Genomic DNA, 15,818 nt, shown 5'->3' on the forward strand with positions numbered 1-15,818 from the left:
CGACGCGCGTCACACGGCGCTGCGGGTCAGTGGTGGAAGCCGGAGCGCGGCTCGGCGGCCGGGACGGGCGGGGGCGAGGCGGTCAGGTGTTCCACGGCCAGGCGCAGGTCGGTGACGAGCAGGGCGATCTGATCGCGGGTCACGCCGTGCCGGACGAGGACGCGTTGGATGACCGTGTCGTTGCGGTTGGCCGGCAGCGGGTACGAGGGCACCTGCCAGCCGCGCATGCGCAGCCGGTCGGAGAGGTCGTAGAGGGTGAAGCCGGCGCCGGCCGGGTCGGTGAGTTTGTAGGAGACGGCGGGCAGCGCGCCCTGGCCGTCGTAGAGGAGGGTGAAGGGGCCCATGGCGGCGATCTCGCCGGCCAGGTACTGGGCGGTGTCGGCGCAGGCCTGCTGGACGCGGCGGTAGCCGGCCCGGCCGAGGCGCAGGAAGAGGTAGTACTGGGCGATGACCTCGCCGCCGGGGCGGGAGAAGTTGAGGGCGAAGGTCGGCATGTCGCCGCCCAGGTAGTCCACCTTGAAGACGAGGTCCGCGGGGAGCAGGTCCGCGGTGCGCCAGATGATCCAGCCGACTCCGAGGGGCGCGAGCCCGTACTTGTGGCCGGAGGTGTTGACGGAGGCGACACGGGGCAGCCGGAAGTCCCACACCACGTCGGGGTGGAGGAAGGGCGCGACGAAGCCGCCGCTCGCGGCGTCCACGTGGATGGGGACGTCCCAGCCGTGTTCGGCCTGGATCCGGTCGAGTTCGGCGGCGAGCTCGGCGACGGGCTCGTAGTCGCAGGTGTAGGTGACGCCGAGGATGGCGACGACGCCGATGGTGTTCTCGTCGACGTACTCGGCGAGCTGATGGGGCTGCAGGCCGGTGGCGCCCTCCTCCAGGGGGACCTGGCGCAGTTCGACGTCGAAGTAGCGGGCGAACTTGTCCCAGCAGATCTGGACCGGGCCGCACACCAGGTTGGGGCGGTCGGTGGGAAGACCTGCGGCGCGGCGGCGCTCGCGCCACCTCCACTTGAGGGCCAGGCCGCCGAGCATGGCGGCCTCGCTGGAGCCGGTGGTGGAGCAGCCGGCCCCGGTGGTTCCGGAGGGTGCGTTCCACAGGTCGGCCAGGATGTTGACGCAGCGGGACTCGATCTCCGCGGTCTGCGGGTACTCGTCCTTGTCGATCATGTTCTTGTCGAGGCAGACGTTCATCAGGCGGTGCACGCCCTCGTCCGACCAGGTGGTGCAGAAGGTGGCCAGGTTCTGGGCCGCGTTGCCGTCCAGGAGCAGCTCGTTGCGGAGGAGTTCGTAGACGACCTCCGTGGGTGAGTGGTCCTCAGGAATCCGGTACTTGGGGAGGATCTGGCCGCTCAGCGTGGACGCGAACACATCCGTGTCGGCGTCCTGGGCGCGTGCATCCTTCGTCTCATGAAGAGCCATATCGGGACTATAGGGGACGAAAGGCTTCGATCCCGGGTGAGATCGGAGCAACGCGAGGCGCGACGGCACCACGGGCCCCGGAGGGTCCGTGACAGACCGCGAAGGGTTGCTGACACTCTGCTTCCGGCCGACTCTGCGGTGTGACCCCGCCCATACGACCCCCGCGAGCCCGAAGAAATTACTGTCCAGTAGACTTCATCCCGCAGATCTTCCCGTTCGGACCGCTGAAGCCGCTCCGGACGGGAAGATCATCCAACTTGTTCTATCGGCAACATATCCGCCGATGTCCGGATACAGGCCAACCCCCTCCCCGACCCTGATACCTCTTCGGATCATGAAGAAGATCACTCGCCGTCAGGCCCTGGGGACAACTGCCGGTGCACTCACCGCCCTCGGCCTGACCGCAGCCGCCGCGGGCGCCACGAACGCCGCCGCGACCCCCTCCGAGCCCACCACCCCGGGCACGGTCGACGAGGTCTACCAGGGCCGCCGCATCCAGATCACCGCGGGCGGAGGCGGCCACCACGGTGGCCACCACTCGCCCGGTCAACCCACCGTCCGAATAGACGGCAGAGAACTGCACATCATGCGCAACGCCGATGGGACCTGGATCAGCGTGATCAACCACTACGAGACCTTCTCCGACCCGAAGCTGCTCGCCCGCGCCGCGGTCCGCGACCTCCAGGGTGCCGCCCTCGTTCCCTTCGGAGGTGCGGCATGACCGTCCGCAAGAACCAGGCCACGCTGTCCCCCGAGGAGAAGCGCGCCTTCACCTCGGCCCTGCTGGAGCTCAAGCGCAACGGCAGCTACGACCGTTTCGTCACCACCCACAACGGCTTCATCATGAGCGACACCGACTCGGGCGACCGGGTCGGCCACCGCTCCCCCTCGTTCCTGCCGTGGCACCGCCGCTTCCTCCTGGAGTTCGAGGAGGCGCTGCAGAAAGTGGACGCGAACGTCGCGCTCCCGTACTGGGACTGGACCGTGGACCGCACCTCCCGCTCCTCCCTCTGGGCCCCCGACTTCCTCGGCGGCACCGGACGGGCCCGTGACGGACAGGTCATGGACGGTCCGTTCGCCTACTCGACGGGCCGGTGGAACATAGACGTGCGCGTGGACGGGCGCGCCTACCTGCGCCGCGCACTCGGCACGGCCGTGGCCCAGCTGCCGACCAAGGCCGAGGTGGACGCGGTACTCGCCATGCCGGTCTACGACATGGCGCCCTGGAACAGCTCCTCCAACGGTTTCCGCAACCACCTGGAGGGCTGGCGCGGCGCCAACCTGCACAACCGGGTGCACGTATGGGTCGGCGGGCAGATGTCCACCGGGGTCTCGCCCAACGACCCGGTGTTCTGGATGCACCACGCCTTCATCGACAAGCTGTGGGCCGACTGGCAGGCCAGGCACCCCCAGTCCACGTACCTGCCGGGTGCGGGCACGCAGAACGTCGTCGACCTCAACGACACCATGCGGCCCTGGAACAACGTGACCCCGGCGGACATGCTGGATCACCGGAAGTTCTACACCTTCGACACCGAACCGGCCGCCGCCAGCCAGCGGTAGTGCAGTTCGGGGCGGCCGACCTGGCCGTACCGGGGGGTGCGGTCCGCGCGGCCGGTGTCCACCAGGTGCTCCAGGTAACGGCGGGCGGTGATCCGGGAGATCCCGGCCGCCTCGGCCGCCCCGGCGGAGGTCAGCCCCTCGGGCGCCGCCCGCAGAAGGGCGGCGACCCGGTCCAGGGTCGGTGCGCTCAGCCCCTTGGGAAGCTCGGCGGGGCGGGGTGAACGCAGGGCGGCCATCGCCCGGTCCACGTCGTCCTGGCCGGCCGCCTCGCCCGCCGCCTGGCGGAACTCGGCGTAGCGCAGGAGCCGTTCGCGCAGGGTGGGGAAGGCGAACGGCTTCAGTACGTACTGGACCACGCCGAGGGAGACGCTCTCCCTGACCACGGCCAGATCCCGCGCGGAGGTCACCACGATCACGTCGACGGGGTGTCCGGCGGCGCGCAGCCCGCGCGCGAAGCGCAGGCCGTGCCCGTCGGGCAGGCCGAGGTCGAGCAGCAGCAGATCGACGGGGGTCCGCTCCAGGAACCGGGTGGCCTCGGCGAGCGAATGGACCGCACCGACCGCGGTGAAGCCCGGCACCCGGCCGATGTAGAGCACGTGCGCGTCGGCGGCCACCGGGTCGTCCTCGACGACCAGCACGCGTACCCGGGCCCCGCTCATCGCGGGCCGCCGGGTGCCGCACAGGATGCGGGTGCGATCGGCAGGCGGACCGTGAACTCGGCTCCGCCGCCCGGGCCCGGAGCGGCGACCACCTCACCGCCGTAGCGCTCCGCCACCTGCCGGACCAGTGCGAGGCCGAGACCGCGGCCCTCCCCCTTGCCGGACCATCCGCGGCGGAACACATCCACCCCCTCGGGCAGCCCGGGTCCGTTGTCCGCGACCCGCAGCAGCAGCTCGTCGGGCTCGGGCCGCAGCGTCACCGCGATCCGGGCCCCCGGTACGGCGGTGAGCGCGTCGACCGCGTTGTCGATGAGGTTGCCCAGCACGGTGACCAGGTCCCGGGCCGGCGGCAGCCCGCCCCCTTCGGCGAGGCTGCGGCTGTCGGCGGTGACGACCAGCTCGACGCCCCGCTCGTGCGCCTGGGCGGCCTTGCCCAGCAGCAGTGCCACCAGCACCGGCTCCCCCACCGCGGTGACGACCTCGTCGGTGAGCGCCTGGGCGAGCTCCAGCTCGGCGGTGGCGAAGTCCACCGCCTCGTCCGCACGGCCGAGTTCGATGAGCGAGACCACGGTGTGCAGCCGGTTGGCCGCCTCGTGGGCCTGGGAGCGCAGGGCCTGGGTGAAGCCCCGCTCGTGGTCCAGTTCGCCGGTCAGCGCCTGCAGTTCCGTGTGGTCGCGCAGGGTGACCACGGTGCCCCGGCGGCCTCCGCCGGCGACCGGTGAGCTGTTGACCACCAGCACCCGGTCCGCGGTCAGGTGCACCTCGTCCACCCGGGGCCGGTCGGCGAGCAGGGCCCCGGTGAGCGGGGCCGGCAGACCGAGGTCGGCGACCCCGCTGCCGGTGACCTCGCCCGGCAGACCCAGGAGTTCGCGTCCGGCGTCGTTGATCAAGGTGATCCGGCGCTGCCCGTCGATCATCAGCAGTCCCTCGCGGACCCCGTGCAGGGCCGCCTGGTGGTAGTCGTACATCCGGCTGAGCTCGGCCGCGTTCATGCCATGAGTGTGGCGGCGCAGCCTCGCGTTGACGATGTACGTGCCCACCCCGCCGAGGGCGAGCGCGCCGCCCGCGACCCAGGCGAGGGCGGAGAGCTGCGCCGCGAGCCGGTCGCTGATGGCTCGGACGGTGATCCCCGCACTGACCAGGCCGACGATCCGGCCGTCGTCCCGGAGCGGGGTGACCACGCGGATGGAGGGGCCGAGGGTGCCGGTGTACGTCTCGCTGAAGGTCTCGCCGCGCAGGGCGGGGGCCGTGTTGCCCATGAAGGGCTCGCCGATGCGGCGCGGGTCCGGGTGGGTCCAGCGCCGCCCCTCGGGGGACATGATCGTCACGAAGGCCACCCCGGAGTCGGCGCGGACCTGCTGCGCGTAGGGCTGGAGGGCGATGGACGGGTCGATCCCGCGCGCCGCTCCGCGTACGGCCTCGCGTACGGACGGCGAGTCGGCGACCGCATGGGCCACGGCTCCGGCCTGGCGGCGGGCGGCCTCCTCGGCCTGGCCGCGGGCGGTGACGTACGCGTAGACGGCGCAGCCCGCGACGACCACGGCGACCAGCAGCACCTGCATGGCGAAGAGCTGGCCGGCGAGGCTGCGCGGAGGGCGGGGGAAGCGGAACATGGCGCTCAGTGTGCACCGGGTCGTGAACTCAATGAACGCAAGGGTGACCGGGGTCACATGCCTGGGCGATGGTCTCCCAGAACGTAATCACCACCGGGAGGCATCGTGGCCGCCAGACGCGACAGAACGCACTATCTCTACATCGCGGTGATCGGCGCGGTGCTGCTCGGCATCGCCGTCGGCTTCGCCGCCCCCGGCGTGGCCGTGGAGCTCAAACCGCTGGGCACCGGCTTCGTCAACCTCATCAAGATGATGATCTCGCCCGTGATCTTCTGCACGATCGTGCTGGGCATCGGATCCGTGCGCAAGGCCGCCAAGGTGGGCGCCGTGGGCGGGCTCGCTCTCGGCTACTTCATGGTCATGTCCACGGTGGCGCTGGCCATCGGCCTGCTGGTCGGAAACCTGCTGGAGCCCGGCAGCGGGCTGCACCTGACCGAGGCGGCCCGCAGTGCGGGCGAGGCCCAGGCCAAGGCGGGCGGGGCCGAGAGCACACCGGAGTTCCTGCTCGGGATCATCCCGACCACGCTGGTGTCCGCCTTCACCGGGGGCGAGGTGCTGCAGACGCTGCTGGTGGCACTGCTCTGCGGATTCGCGCTGCAGGCCATGGGCGCGGCGGGCGAGCCGGTACTGCGGGGCATCGGCCACATCCAGAAGCTGGTCTTCCGGGTGCTCGCCATGATCATGTGGGCGGCTCCGGTCGGCGCCTTCGGGGCGATCGCGGCGGTGGTCGGGGCCACCGGCATCGACGCGCTGAAGTCCCTCGCCGTCATCATGATCGGCTTCTACACCACCTGCCTGGTCTTCGTGTTCGTGATCCTCGGCACCCTGCTGCGGGTGTGCACCGGGGTCAGCATCTTCAGCCTGCTGCGCTATCTGGGCCGGGAGTTCCTGCTGATCCTCTCGACCTCCTCCTCCGAATCGGCGCTGCCGCGGCTGATCGCGAAGATGGAACACCTGGGGGTGTCCCGGCCGGTCACCGGCATCACGGTGCCGACCGGCTACTCCTTCAACCTGGACGGGACCGCGATCTATCTGACGATGTCCTCGCTGTTCGTCGCCGAGGCGATGGGCACGCCGCTCGCACTGGGCGAGCAGATCTCGCTCCTGCTCTTCATGATCATCGCCTCGAAGGGCGCGGCCGGAGTGACCGGAGCGGGCCTGGCCACCCTCGCCGGCGGACTGCAGTCGCACCGGCCGGAACTGGTGGACGGCGTCGGTCTGATCGTGGGCATCGACCGGTTCATGAGCGAGGCCCGGGCCCTGACGAACTTCGCGGGCAACGCGGTCGCGACGGTGCTCATCGGGACGTGGACGAAGGAGTTCGACCAGAAGCGGGCCGCCGAAGTCCTCGCGGGACGGCTGCCGTTCGACGAGAGCACGCTGGTGGACGACGCGCACGGGGTGGAGCCGACCGCGCCGACCGGGCCCGGCACCGTTCCGACCGCCGCTCCGGCCACCGCTCCGGTTCCCTCGCACAGCCCCAAGGACGGCGTACCGGTCTGACCGGCACGCCCGCACGGGCCGGCCGGGCAGGGCTCGCCCCCACGGTGCCCAGCCCGGCCGGCCCGCCGCATTCTCCGCACTTGTACCTATAGTCGGTATTCAGCCACCGATAAACGAACCCCGGTGCTGGAAAAGGTACTTCCGTTACCGGCCGCGTGCATGACATCTTGCGTCCACCACTTGTTTCGTACGACCCGGCCTGACCACCGGGTCTTCGGAGGACGCATTGATACCCCACATATCCAGCCGACCTCGGCGTGCGCTCGTGCTGGCCGCCACGCTCGGCGCGGCACTCGCGCTCGGGGCCCCCGCCGCACTCGCCGGCACCGCCCCGGTCTCTCCTTCCGGCTCCCCGGCCTCGGCCCCCGCGGCGGCCCCCAAGGCTGCGGCCCCGACTTCCCAGAGTGCGACCTGGGTTGCCGGTACCCGTGCCTACCTCGTGATCACCGCTCCCGGTGACACCACGGCGGTCCGCAACGCGGTCACCGCCAACGGCGGAACGGTGTTCCAGTACTACGACGCGATCGGCGTCATCACCGCCCACTCGGCGTCCGCCTCCTTCGCCACCACCATGCGCGGTGTGAGCGGGGTCCAGCAGGTCGGCGCCACCCGCACCTCGGACGTGCCGGCGGACGCCTACAACCCGGCCCTGCCCGCCAACCCGGCGCAGTCCACGACGCCTTCGGGCGAGCCGGTCCGCGCCGACATGACCCAGATCAAGGCCGACCAGGCCTGGGCCGTCACCACCGGATCCGCCTCCGTCAAGGTCGGCATCCTGGACACCGGTGTGGACGACCAGCACCAGGACCTGGCCCCGAACTTCAACGCGGCGGACTCCGCGTCCTGCGCCTACGGCAAGCCGGACACCCGTACCGGCGCCTGGCGCGACGTCGGCACCCACGGCACGCACGTGGCCGGCACGGTGGCCGCCGCCAAGAACGGCAAGGGCGTCATCGGCGTCGCCCCGGGCGTGAAGATCTCCTCGGTGCGCATCGCCGAGCCGAACTCCTCCCTCTTCTTCGCCGAGAACACCGTCTGTGGCTTCATGTGGGCCGGTGACCACGGCTTCAAGGTCACCAACAACAGCTACTACACGGACCCGTGGCAGTTCAACTGCCCGGACAACGCCGACCAGGCCGCGATCATCGAGGGCGTCAAGCGCGCCCAGGAGTACGCGGAGGGCAAGGGCTCGCTGCAGGTCGCGGCAGCCGGCAACTCCAACCTCGACCTGGCGAACAAGACGACCGACACCGAGAGCCCGAACGACTCGACGCCGGTCACCCGCACCATCACCAACGCGTGCCTGGACATCCCGACCGAGCTCCCGGGCGTGGTCACGGTCTCGGCGATGGGCACCACCGCCAAGGCCTCGTACTCCAACTACGGCCTGAACGTCGTCGACGTGACGGCCCCCGGCGGCGACACCACCGGCATCTACAGCACCCTGCCGGGCGGCAAGTACGGCAGCATGAGCGGTACGTCGATGGCGTCCCCGCACGTCGCCGGTGTGGCGGCCCTGCTGGTCAGCACCAACCCGGGCATCACCCCGGCGCAGCTGCGCGACAAGCTGGCCACCCAGGCCAACGACGTCGCCTGCCCGTCGGACAGCCGTTGCAAGGGCACCACGGCGAAGAACGGCTTCTTCGGCGAGGGCCAGGTCGACGCGCTGAAGGCCGTCGGCAGCACCCCGCCGCCCGGCAAGTACTTCGAGAACACCGGTGACGTCGCCATCGGCGACAACACCACGGTGGAGAGCCCGATCACCGTCAGCGGTGTCACGGGCAACGCCCCGGCCACCCTCAAGGTCGGCGTGAACATCGTGCACACCTACATCGGTGACCTCAAGGTCGACCTGATCGCCCCGGACGGCACCGTCTACACGGTGCACAACCGCTCGGGCGGCAGCACCGACAACATCAACCAGGTCTACACCGTGAACGCCTCCTCCGAGGTCGCGAACGGCACCTGGAAGCTGCGGGTCAACGACAACGCCGGCGGCGACACCGGCAAGGTCGACGCCTGGAACCTGACCTTCTAGGAGGTCCGCCAGACGTTCTGCTAGCGCTGGAGCACGTCGGCGAGCCAGTCGAAGACGACGTCGCAGTGCTGCTGCGGGGCCATCGGGGAGCAGTGCAACTGCGCCCCGGTGGCCTCCGTCAGTTTCACGTACTCGCGGCGGCTGCGCAGCAGGTCGTACATCTGCTGCGGCTGGCCCGGGTAGAACAGTTCGAAGTCGTAGTCCAGGACCAGCGTCGGGGCCTTGATCCTCGCCACCACCTTCGTGATGTCGAGGCCCATGGCGACCTGCGCCGGCGTCCAGATGTCCGTGAGCACCCTGCCCTCGCGGGCCTGGCGCAGTGCCTGCCTGTCGAAGATCTCGAAGCGCTTCTTGACCGTGAAGGCGAGCTCCGGGGTCAGCTCCGGGACGACCTCCTCGTTCCAGACCCGGTTGGTCTCCTGCTTGTCGGGCGTGATGATGGCGCGCAGCTCCGCGTCGAAGCCCAGCCAGGGGCTGACACAGCCCGGCTGGCAGGCGACCGCCGCGAGCCGGTGCTCGAAGGCGGCGGCGCGGGCGACGAGGTTGCCGCCCATGCTCAGGCCGGTGAGCGCGATCCGGCCGCTGTCCACGTCCTTGCGACCGACCAGCCAGTCGACGAGCGGGCCGACCACCTTCTCCCAGCGGGTGGTGAAGGGGATCTCCTCCACGAACAGCAACTGCCCCTGGCCGGGCCCGTCGTGGACGAGGGCGTTCCAGCCCCGGCCGAGGGCGGCGGCCACGCCGTAGGTCCACATGTCCACGTTCTGGCCGTCGCTGCCGTTGGTGAGGATCACGGTGGGGCGCGGCTCGACCGGACCGTCGGGGCGGAAGAACCAGACCGGCAGGTGGGTCTTCCCGTACGGGACCCTCGCGCGGACCGCGGCCGGTGTGCACAGCTCGGCGAAGGTGTCCCAGGCCCTGCGCCCGGCCAGGTAGACCGCCTCCTCGTCGCCGGGGTGGTCCGTGCCGAGCACGTAGAACAGCGCCTGCGCGTAGTACTGGGCGGCGCGCAGGGAGCGGAAGCGGCGGGTCTGCGAGGGCGCCTCATGGCCGTGGCGGCCGGCGGCCGGGGGCGCCGCGAGCCGGTCCCCCCAGGCGCGGAAGGTGTCACTGAACGTCTGTTCGGACAGACCGGCCGCGTTGATGGCGTTGACCGCGGTCAGTACCTCGCCCACCTCGGAGGCGCGCATCCCGGCGGCGCCGAGTGCGAGCAGGCCCGCGTAGTTGAAGCCGGGATCCTCGAAGAGCTTCATCGCTCCGGGCGTGGGATCGGCGGCCTTGGCCGACGGCTGGGGCGCCGCCGCCGCAGTTCGGACCCCGCCCCCGACGGCGAGGGCCCCGGCGCCCGCGGCGAGCCCGGTCAGGGCCGCGCGGCGGGTGAGCGCGGAGGGCTGGTGCGGTGTGCGAGCCGTCATGCAGCGGACCGTACGCCGCGGACGCGCCGCCTCGCGGCGCGGCACGCCCCCGCTTGCTCCGAACGGCCGCGCACCCGGCCGCCCCGGCCCGCCGGGCCCTGCGCCGGGACCTCCTCCGGGCCGTCCGTCAGGAAGTCCGCCGACCGGTCCCCCGCCCGGACCGCAGCACGCAGTCCCCGCAGAGCCCGCCTCCGGGCACCTGGTAGTAGAGGCAGCAGCTGCGCCGCACGAAGGCCACCCCGAGGCCCTCCTCGTGGATGAAGGTGCCGGTGCCCGCCAGCGCCCCGCCCTCGGCCAGCAGGGCGCCCGCCAGCTCCACGGCGGCGCCGCCCGGCACCCGGTCGATCAGCACGCGCAGCGCCCCGACCAGCCCGGACGCCGCGTTCCCCCGCAGCACCTTCGGTGAGACCCCGAACCGCTCCCGCAGGCCCTCGTCGAGCACGGCCAGGTGGGCGAGGACGTTCTCCCCGAGCGCCTCGGCCGGCAGCCCGGGGCCGGGCTCGGGCAGCCACAGCTGCAACGAACCCGCCTCCGGCAGCCGCCACCACACCCGGCCGGCGTCCAGGTCCGGCACCCGGCCCGCCAGTGCCGCGCAGCCGAGCCCCAGCGACCACAGCCGGGAGACGATCCCGAACTGCGCGGTCGAGGCGGCGACCCGGCCGGGGCCGCTGCCGATCCGCCGGCCCACTTCGGCCACGTACGGCCCGAGCCGCTCCCCGTACAGCTCGGTCAGCGGCCGGAAGCCGGGGCCGGGCGGCACCGTCCCGTACGGAACGGTGAAGAAGGGTCCTACGGCGGCCAGTCGCCGCAGTACGTCGTCCATACCCGGAATGATCTCAGCGGCGCGGGAGCCCGGTCAGGCCGGGTCCGGGGTCGCCCCTTCGAGGACCTCCAGGTAGTGCGGGTTGCGCATGATGCCCAGCACGTTGCCGAAGGGATCGGTGACGGCCGCCGTGACGAAGCCGCCGTCCCCGTGCGCGGTCACCGGCTGGTACTCCTCGGCCCCCAGGTCCAGCAGCCGCTGCCGGACCGCGGGAAGATCGTCGACCGCCCAGTAGGCCACCGCCCCGCCCGGGTCCTTGGCCGCGCCCGGCGGGGCGTGGCGGCGGTCGACGATGCCCAGCTCGTGCTGGTAGTCGCCGATGCGGAACTCGGCGTACCCGGGCCGCTCGAAGTACGGGGCGATCCCGAGGAGCTCGGTGTACCAGGCCTTCGCGGCCTCCAGGTCGTCGGCCCAGAAGTTGATCGTCGCAAACCCTCGCAGCATGAACGCCCTCCTCGACGGAAACTCCGTCCCGACTGTACGGCGGGCCCCGCGGCCCTGCTCGGAGACCGGCTCAGAGACCGGCGAGGAAGTCCAGCAGCGCGCGGTTGAAGGCCTCCGGCCGCTCCAGCCCCGGCAGGTGGCCCGCCCCCTCGATGACGGTGAGCACCGCATGGGGCAGCAGCGCGTGCAGGGCCTCGGCCTCCGCGACCGGGGTGTAGACGTCGTCCGCGCCGACGACGACCAGGCAGGGCTCGGCGGCCCCGGCGAGGACGGGCCGGTAGTCGGGGCGCTCGGCCCTGCCGCGCAGCGCCGCGGCCGCGCCCTCGGGATCGGTCGCGCACATCATGGCGCTCACCCGTGCGGCTGCCTCGGGCATGCCGATCACGTTGTAGGGCGCGAGCATCTTGTCGATGACCTCTTCGGCATAGGGCCGCATGCCCTCGGCGAGGAGTCTCTCAGCGGTCTCGCGGCGGAGCTTCGCACCGTCCGGCGTCTCCGGAACCGGGGAGGTGTCGGACAGTACGAGGGCCCGTACCAGACCCGGGTGGCGCAGTCGCATCTCCATGGCGATCTGGCCGCCCATGGACACACCACCGACGACCACCTGTTCGATTCCCAGAACGGCGAGGAGGGAGGCGATGTCATCGGCGAGATCGGCAAGCAGCGCCTTGCCCGGAAGCACCGGACTTTCCCCGTATCCCCGCAGGTCAGGCGTGATCACGCGATACCCGGAGGCCGTCAGGGCGGCCGTCTGGGGGGCCCACATCGTGCGGTTGAAGGGATGTCCGTGGATGAGGATTACGGGTGCTCCGCCGCGGGGACCCAAGTCGTCGAAAATCAGTGGCACGCCATTGCCAAATTGGGGGTTCATGAGAGGACTTTAAGGGGCTACATTGAGCCACTCGCGTTCACCTGACAGCCGGTTGCCTTTCACTCGTGTTTTGCACGGGGGGCGACGTCATGGACGCAGACTGTGCAACCACCCCACCGCCCAGAAGGACCGAAGGCTCCGTGCCCGTACCCGTACACCTCGCGGGCCGCACCGTGCGGCTCGAGCCCCTCGCCCCCCACCACACCGAGGCCCTGGCCCTGGCCGGGGCCGAGGATCGTACGACTTACGCCTTCACTCCCGTACCCCACGGGGTGCAGGCGTCCCACGAGTACATCGACCGTGCCCTCGCCGATCAGGCTGCGGGTCGATCGCTCCCGTTCGCGGTGGTCAGAGCCACCGACGGGCGGGTCGTCGGTTCGACCCGGTTCCTGGAACTCGACTACTGGCAGGGGCCTCTGGTCTGGCCCGCCGTGCCCGGCGTCCCGTTCGGCGATCCGGCGACGGCGATCCCCGATGCCGCCGAGATCGGCAATACCTGGCTGTCCCCGGGCGCCCAGGGAACCGGCATCAACACCGAGGCGAAGCTGCTCATGCTCCGCCATGCCTTCGAGACCTGGGGGGTGCGGCGCATCTCGCTGCGTGCCGATGCGCGCAACGGCCGCTCGCGGGCCGCCATGGAACGTCTGGGCTTCACCTGTGAGGGGGTCCGCCGGGCCCATTCGCGGGGGCTCGACGGCGCCGTCCGCAGTACGGCCTTCTACTCGATCCTCGACGAGGAGTGGCCGGCCGTGCGGTCAATCATCGAGCTGAGGCTGTCGGCCGGCGCGCAGCGCAAGCGGCGGCGCAAGACCCTGATTCCCGCCTAGCCGGACGGAAGAGCGGAAAAACGGTCCTGCCCCACGGCCCTCGCCGCGGCCGCCTCATCCGAGGAAGGCCGGGGCGAGGGCCGAGTCCATGAGCCGGGCGGGGGCGCCGCTCCCGTCGGCCGGTACGGCGTACAGGTCGGCGCCGAAGTCCCCGGGCAGGGCGTAGACGACGGTCCCGCCGTCGGTCCACACCACCTGGTCGTCCACGCTCCGCTGCTCGCCGAGCGGCGTCTCGGTGCCGGACGCCAGGTCCAGGACGTGGAGACGCCACGGCGCCTCGGCGGGCAGGCCCGCCACCCGCTTCTTGAACGCCACCCGGGTCCCGTCGGGCGACAGCGACGGGCACTCGACGTTCTCTCGCAGGGTGGTCACGGTGCGCTCGGCCAGGTCCCCGCGGACCAGGTGGGTCCGGCCGGCGGTGGCGAGCGTCGCGTAGAAGGTCCGCTCGTCGGCGGCGAAGGTGACCCCCCAGAAGTTGACGTCGGCGCTGCGGTACGACTTGCCGTCCTTGAGGATCGTGAAGTCCTCCAGCGAGGCGTCGAGCCTGCCCGTGCGCAGGTCGAGCACCGAGGTCCGCGTCGAGAAGTCCGTGCCCGCGTACGAGTCCCCGCCGACGAAGACGGTCCAGGCGGCGAGGTGCCCGCCCGGGGAGACCCGGGCCCGGGTGGGGAGCCCGCCCAGCGGGTGGGCGGCCACCTCCTTCAGGCGGGCGTCGAGGACGACCGCCCGGTAGCCGTCCTGGACCCCGCTCCGGTCCGCCTGGAGGCAGATCCCGGTGCCCCCGGCGGCGTGGAAGCGCAGGCAGCCCACCCCTGACGCGGTACGGGTCCCCTCCGGCGCGCCGGCCGCGACGGTGGCGAGCTCGTCCCGGTGCGGCCCCCAGGCCATGTTGCGGAACACGATCCGCCGGCCGCCGTCGCCCGGCTCCAGCGAGACCGCGCCCGGGCTGATCCGCGGGCCGCCCGCCCGGGCCTGGCCCTGCTCGTCGGCGCGGGAGGAGGCCCGCAGGACGGCGAGTACGCCCACGGTGGCGAGCAGGGCCACGGCGACGGCCAGGATCAGGATGCGGCGCTGGAGCGTCATGGGGTGACTCCGGGGCGGGATGGGGTTCCGGGGGCGGCGCGGGGGCACCATACCCAGCGGCCTGCACAAGAGCCAGGCATGGACGGAGGCGGGACCGTGAACTCCACCGGCCGTCCGGTCGCCGGGCAATGGCCTCCCCCAGGGCACCCCAAGAGAAGGGAAAGTGCGGAACCCTGACATGCTTTCGTTCATCCTTCGAACGGAAGGACCCAACAGTTTGACCGACCCGCCCCCTGTGGGGGCAGCACCAGCCGGAGAGCCACCGCACATGTCGTACGCACCCGACGGGCAGCAGTACCAGCCGTACCGGCCGGAAGGACAGATACCGCAGCCGCCCCACGGCGACCAGTACGGCCGGCCGTACGGCCAGCAGGGACAGGGGCAGCAGGGCCCTTACGGACAGCAGGCGCAGTACGCACCGCAGGACCCGTACGAGCAGACGGCGCGGTACGGACCGCAGGACCTCTACCCGGAGGAACCGCCGCGCCGCCGCAAGGGGCGCCGCTGGCTCATAGCCGGCGCCGCCGTCCTCGCGCTCGCGGGTACGGCCGCGCTCGTGCTGAACCACTACGAGATACCCCCGTTCACCGACAAGGGCTCCGCGGTCTCGTTCGGGCAGACGCCCGCGGGTGGCGGCAAGAAGGACGACACTCCCCCGCCGGCGAACTCCAAGATGCTGATGCCGACCGGGCCGGCCGCCGAGTTCAAGAACTCGATGACCCTCCCCGACGGCACCCACGTGGCCGTCACCACGCTGGACGGCAAGAAGTCCGGCTTCAAGGGCAAGGTCTGGGTCTGGGCCCCCAAGGAGTACAACGACCCGAAGTTCGCCAAGAGCGGCTTCCCGGTCATGATCGCCCTGCCGGGCGGCGCCGGTTACCCCAGCAACTACTGGATGGGCACCGACCTCGGTCTCCAGACCAGCATCAGCAAGTGGTACGCGGAGGGCAAGAGCAAGCCCTTCATCCTGGCCATGCCGGTGCTCAACCCGGCGCCGGACGACAAGGGCGTCTACTGGGACGGCTCCGACATCCCCGCCCAGCCCAAGATGGGCACCTGGCTGACCGAGGACGTCCCGGACCTGATGAAGGCGAACTTCCGCACCGTCAAGTCCCGTGACGGCTGGGCCTTCATGGGCTCCTCCACCGGCGGGTTCGCGGGCCTGAAGGCCGTGCTGAAGCACCCGGACAAGTTCAAGGCCGTGATCGCCTCCGGCCCGGACATCGTCCCGGACTCCTCCCTGTGGAAGGGCCACGACAAGGAGAAGGCCGAGAACAACCCGGAACTGCTGGCGAAGCAGCTCATCGACACCAAGGGCCCGGACGTGTACCTGGCCTTCCAGGTCGGCGACAGCGAGAACAACAAGAAGACCCTGCCGGACGTGCAGAAGTTCATCGCCACCTACGGCAACAAGGGCCCCGTGCACGCCGAGTTGAGGGTCATCAAGGGCGGCCAGCACAACGCCAAGACCTACGTCCCCAACATGGGCGAGGGACCGATCCAGTACATCAGCAAGGTCATGGAAGGGCCCGTCGAATAGCCACCGGCGCCCCCGCACGAC

Annotated in this window: 14 protein-coding genes; 6 read left to right on the forward strand and 8 right to left on the reverse strand. The window is 71.3% G+C overall.

Going from position 1 to position 15,818, the window contains the following annotated elements:
• Positions 1-26: 26 nt before the first annotated feature.
• Positions 27-1,418: a glutamate decarboxylase gene (locus ACWGE1_RS18010; protein WP_453421464.1), complete on the reverse strand. Its 1,392-nt coding sequence runs from the start codon at positions 1,416-1,418 to the stop codon at positions 27-29.
• 334 nt (positions 1,419-1,752) lie between these two features.
• On the opposite strand from ACWGE1_RS18010, the gene melC1 reads away from it, so the two are divergent.
• A complete protein-coding gene (gene melC1 / locus ACWGE1_RS18015; protein ID WP_453421465.1) occupies positions 1,753-2,139 on the forward strand; it encodes an apotyrosinase chaperone MelC1 in 387 nt (128 codons plus the stop codon).
• Positions 2,136-2,981, forward strand: coding sequence for a tyrosinase MelC2 (gene melC2 / locus ACWGE1_RS18020; RefSeq protein ID WP_453421466.1), 846 nt, complete (start codon positions 2,136-2,138; stop codon positions 2,979-2,981). The genes melC1 and melC2 overlap by 4 nt, the downstream gene beginning before the upstream one ends.
• On the opposite strand, the gene ACWGE1_RS18025 is transcribed toward melC2, so the two are convergent.
• Both ACWGE1_RS18025 and ACWGE1_RS18030 read right to left on the reverse strand, forming a co-directional pair.
• Entirely contained in the window at positions 2,939-3,640 is a 702-nt protein-coding gene (locus ACWGE1_RS18025) for a response regulator (RefSeq protein WP_453421467.1), read from the reverse strand. The two genes, melC2 and ACWGE1_RS18025, sit on opposite strands and share 43 nt — an antisense overlap.
• A complete protein-coding gene (locus ACWGE1_RS18030; RefSeq protein WP_453421468.1) occupies positions 3,637-5,253 on the reverse strand; it encodes a sensor histidine kinase in 1,617 nt (538 codons plus the stop codon). Before ACWGE1_RS18030 ends, ACWGE1_RS18025 begins: the two co-directional genes overlap by 4 nt.
• 105 nt (positions 5,254-5,358) lie before the next feature.
• Here ACWGE1_RS18030 and ACWGE1_RS18035 point away from each other — a divergent pair, with 105 nt between their 5' ends.
• Entirely contained in the window at positions 5,359-6,756 is a 1,398-nt protein-coding gene (locus ACWGE1_RS18035; RefSeq protein WP_453421469.1) for a cation:dicarboxylate symporter family transporter, read from the forward strand.
• A 265-nt stretch (positions 6,757-7,021) separates the two neighbouring features.
• On the forward strand, positions 7,022-8,794 hold the full coding sequence (locus ACWGE1_RS18040) for a S8 family peptidase (protein ID WP_453421470.1): 1,773 nt from the start codon (positions 7,022-7,024) through the stop codon (positions 8,792-8,794).
• Positions 8,795-8,814: 20 nt separating this feature from the next.
• Here the strand turns inward: ACWGE1_RS18040 and ACWGE1_RS18045 are convergent, their stop codons facing one another.
• The 4 genes from ACWGE1_RS18045 to ACWGE1_RS18060 form a co-directional block, all read right to left on the reverse strand.
• Positions 8,815-10,209 (reverse strand): alpha/beta hydrolase family protein, encoded by a 1,395-nt coding sequence (locus ACWGE1_RS18045; RefSeq protein ID WP_453421471.1) that lies wholly within the window; start codon positions 10,207-10,209, stop codon positions 8,815-8,817.
• A gap of 127 nt (positions 10,210-10,336) precedes the next feature.
• On the reverse strand, positions 10,337-11,032 hold the full coding sequence (locus tag ACWGE1_RS18050; RefSeq protein WP_453421472.1) for a (2Fe-2S)-binding protein: 696 nt from the start codon (positions 11,030-11,032) through the stop codon (positions 10,337-10,339).
• A gap of 33 nt (positions 11,033-11,065) precedes the next feature.
• Positions 11,066-11,476 (reverse strand): VOC family protein, encoded by a 411-nt coding sequence (locus ACWGE1_RS18055; protein ID WP_453421473.1) that lies wholly within the window; start codon positions 11,474-11,476, stop codon positions 11,066-11,068.
• Positions 11,477-11,546: 70 nt separating this feature from the next.
• Positions 11,547-12,347: an alpha/beta fold hydrolase gene (locus ACWGE1_RS18060; protein WP_453421474.1), complete on the reverse strand. Its 801-nt coding sequence runs from the start codon at positions 12,345-12,347 to the stop codon at positions 11,547-11,549.
• A 140-nt stretch (positions 12,348-12,487) separates the two neighbouring features.
• On the opposite strand from ACWGE1_RS18060, the gene ACWGE1_RS18065 reads away from it, so the two are divergent.
• On the forward strand, positions 12,488-13,174 hold the full coding sequence (locus ACWGE1_RS18065; RefSeq protein WP_453421475.1) for a GNAT family N-acetyltransferase: 687 nt from the start codon (positions 12,488-12,490) through the stop codon (positions 13,172-13,174).
• Positions 13,175-13,228: 54 nt separating this feature from the next.
• Here ACWGE1_RS18065 and ACWGE1_RS18070 read toward each other — a convergent pair whose 3' ends face one another.
• On the reverse strand, positions 13,229-14,257 hold the full coding sequence (locus ACWGE1_RS18070) for a TolB family protein (protein ID WP_453421476.1): 1,029 nt from the start codon (positions 14,255-14,257) through the stop codon (positions 13,229-13,231).
• Positions 14,258-14,525: 268 nt separating this feature from the next.
• On the opposite strand from ACWGE1_RS18070, the gene ACWGE1_RS18075 reads away from it, so the two are divergent.
• Positions 14,526-15,797 carry an alpha/beta hydrolase gene (locus ACWGE1_RS18075; protein WP_453421477.1) on the forward strand — a complete coding sequence of 424 codons (1,272 nt, stop codon included), beginning with the start codon at positions 14,526-14,528 and terminating at the stop codon, positions 15,795-15,797.
• Positions 15,798-15,818: the final 21 nt, after the last annotated feature.

It is taken from the genome of Streptomyces sp. NPDC054932, assembly GCF_053610205.1.

Coding starts and splice junctions, on each gene's coding strand:
- ACWGE1_RS18010 (WP_453421464.1), bottom strand. CDS start 1,418: ATGGCTCTTCATGAGACGAAGGATGCACGCGCCCAGGACGCCGACACG.
- melC1 (WP_453421465.1), top strand. CDS start 1,753: ATGAAGAAGATCACTCGCCGTCAGGCCCTGGGGACAACTGCCGGTGCA.
- melC2 (WP_453421466.1), top strand. CDS start 2,136: ATGACCGTCCGCAAGAACCAGGCCACGCTGTCCCCCGAGGAGAAGCGC.
- ACWGE1_RS18025 (WP_453421467.1), bottom strand. CDS start 3,640: ATGAGCGGGGCCCGGGTACGCGTGCTGGTCGTCGAGGACGACCCGGTG.
- ACWGE1_RS18030 (WP_453421468.1), bottom strand. CDS start 5,253: ATGTTCCGCTTCCCCCGCCCTCCGCGCAGCCTCGCCGGCCAGCTCTTC.
- ACWGE1_RS18045 (WP_453421471.1), bottom strand. CDS start 10,209: ATGACGGCTCGCACACCGCACCAGCCCTCCGCGCTCACCCGCCGCGCG.
- ACWGE1_RS18050 (WP_453421472.1), bottom strand. CDS start 11,032: ATGGACGACGTACTGCGGCGACTGGCCGCCGTAGGACCCTTCTTCACC.
- ACWGE1_RS18055 (WP_453421473.1), bottom strand. CDS start 11,476: ATGCTGCGAGGGTTTGCGACGATCAACTTCTGGGCCGACGACCTGGAG.
- ACWGE1_RS18060 (WP_453421474.1), bottom strand. CDS start 12,347: ATGAACCCCCAATTTGGCAATGGCGTGCCACTGATTTTCGACGACTTG.
- ACWGE1_RS18070 (WP_453421476.1), bottom strand. CDS start 14,257: ATGACGCTCCAGCGCCGCATCCTGATCCTGGCCGTCGCCGTGGCCCTG.
- ACWGE1_RS18075 (WP_453421477.1), top strand. CDS start 14,526: ATGTCGTACGCACCCGACGGGCAGCAGTACCAGCCGTACCGGCCGGAA.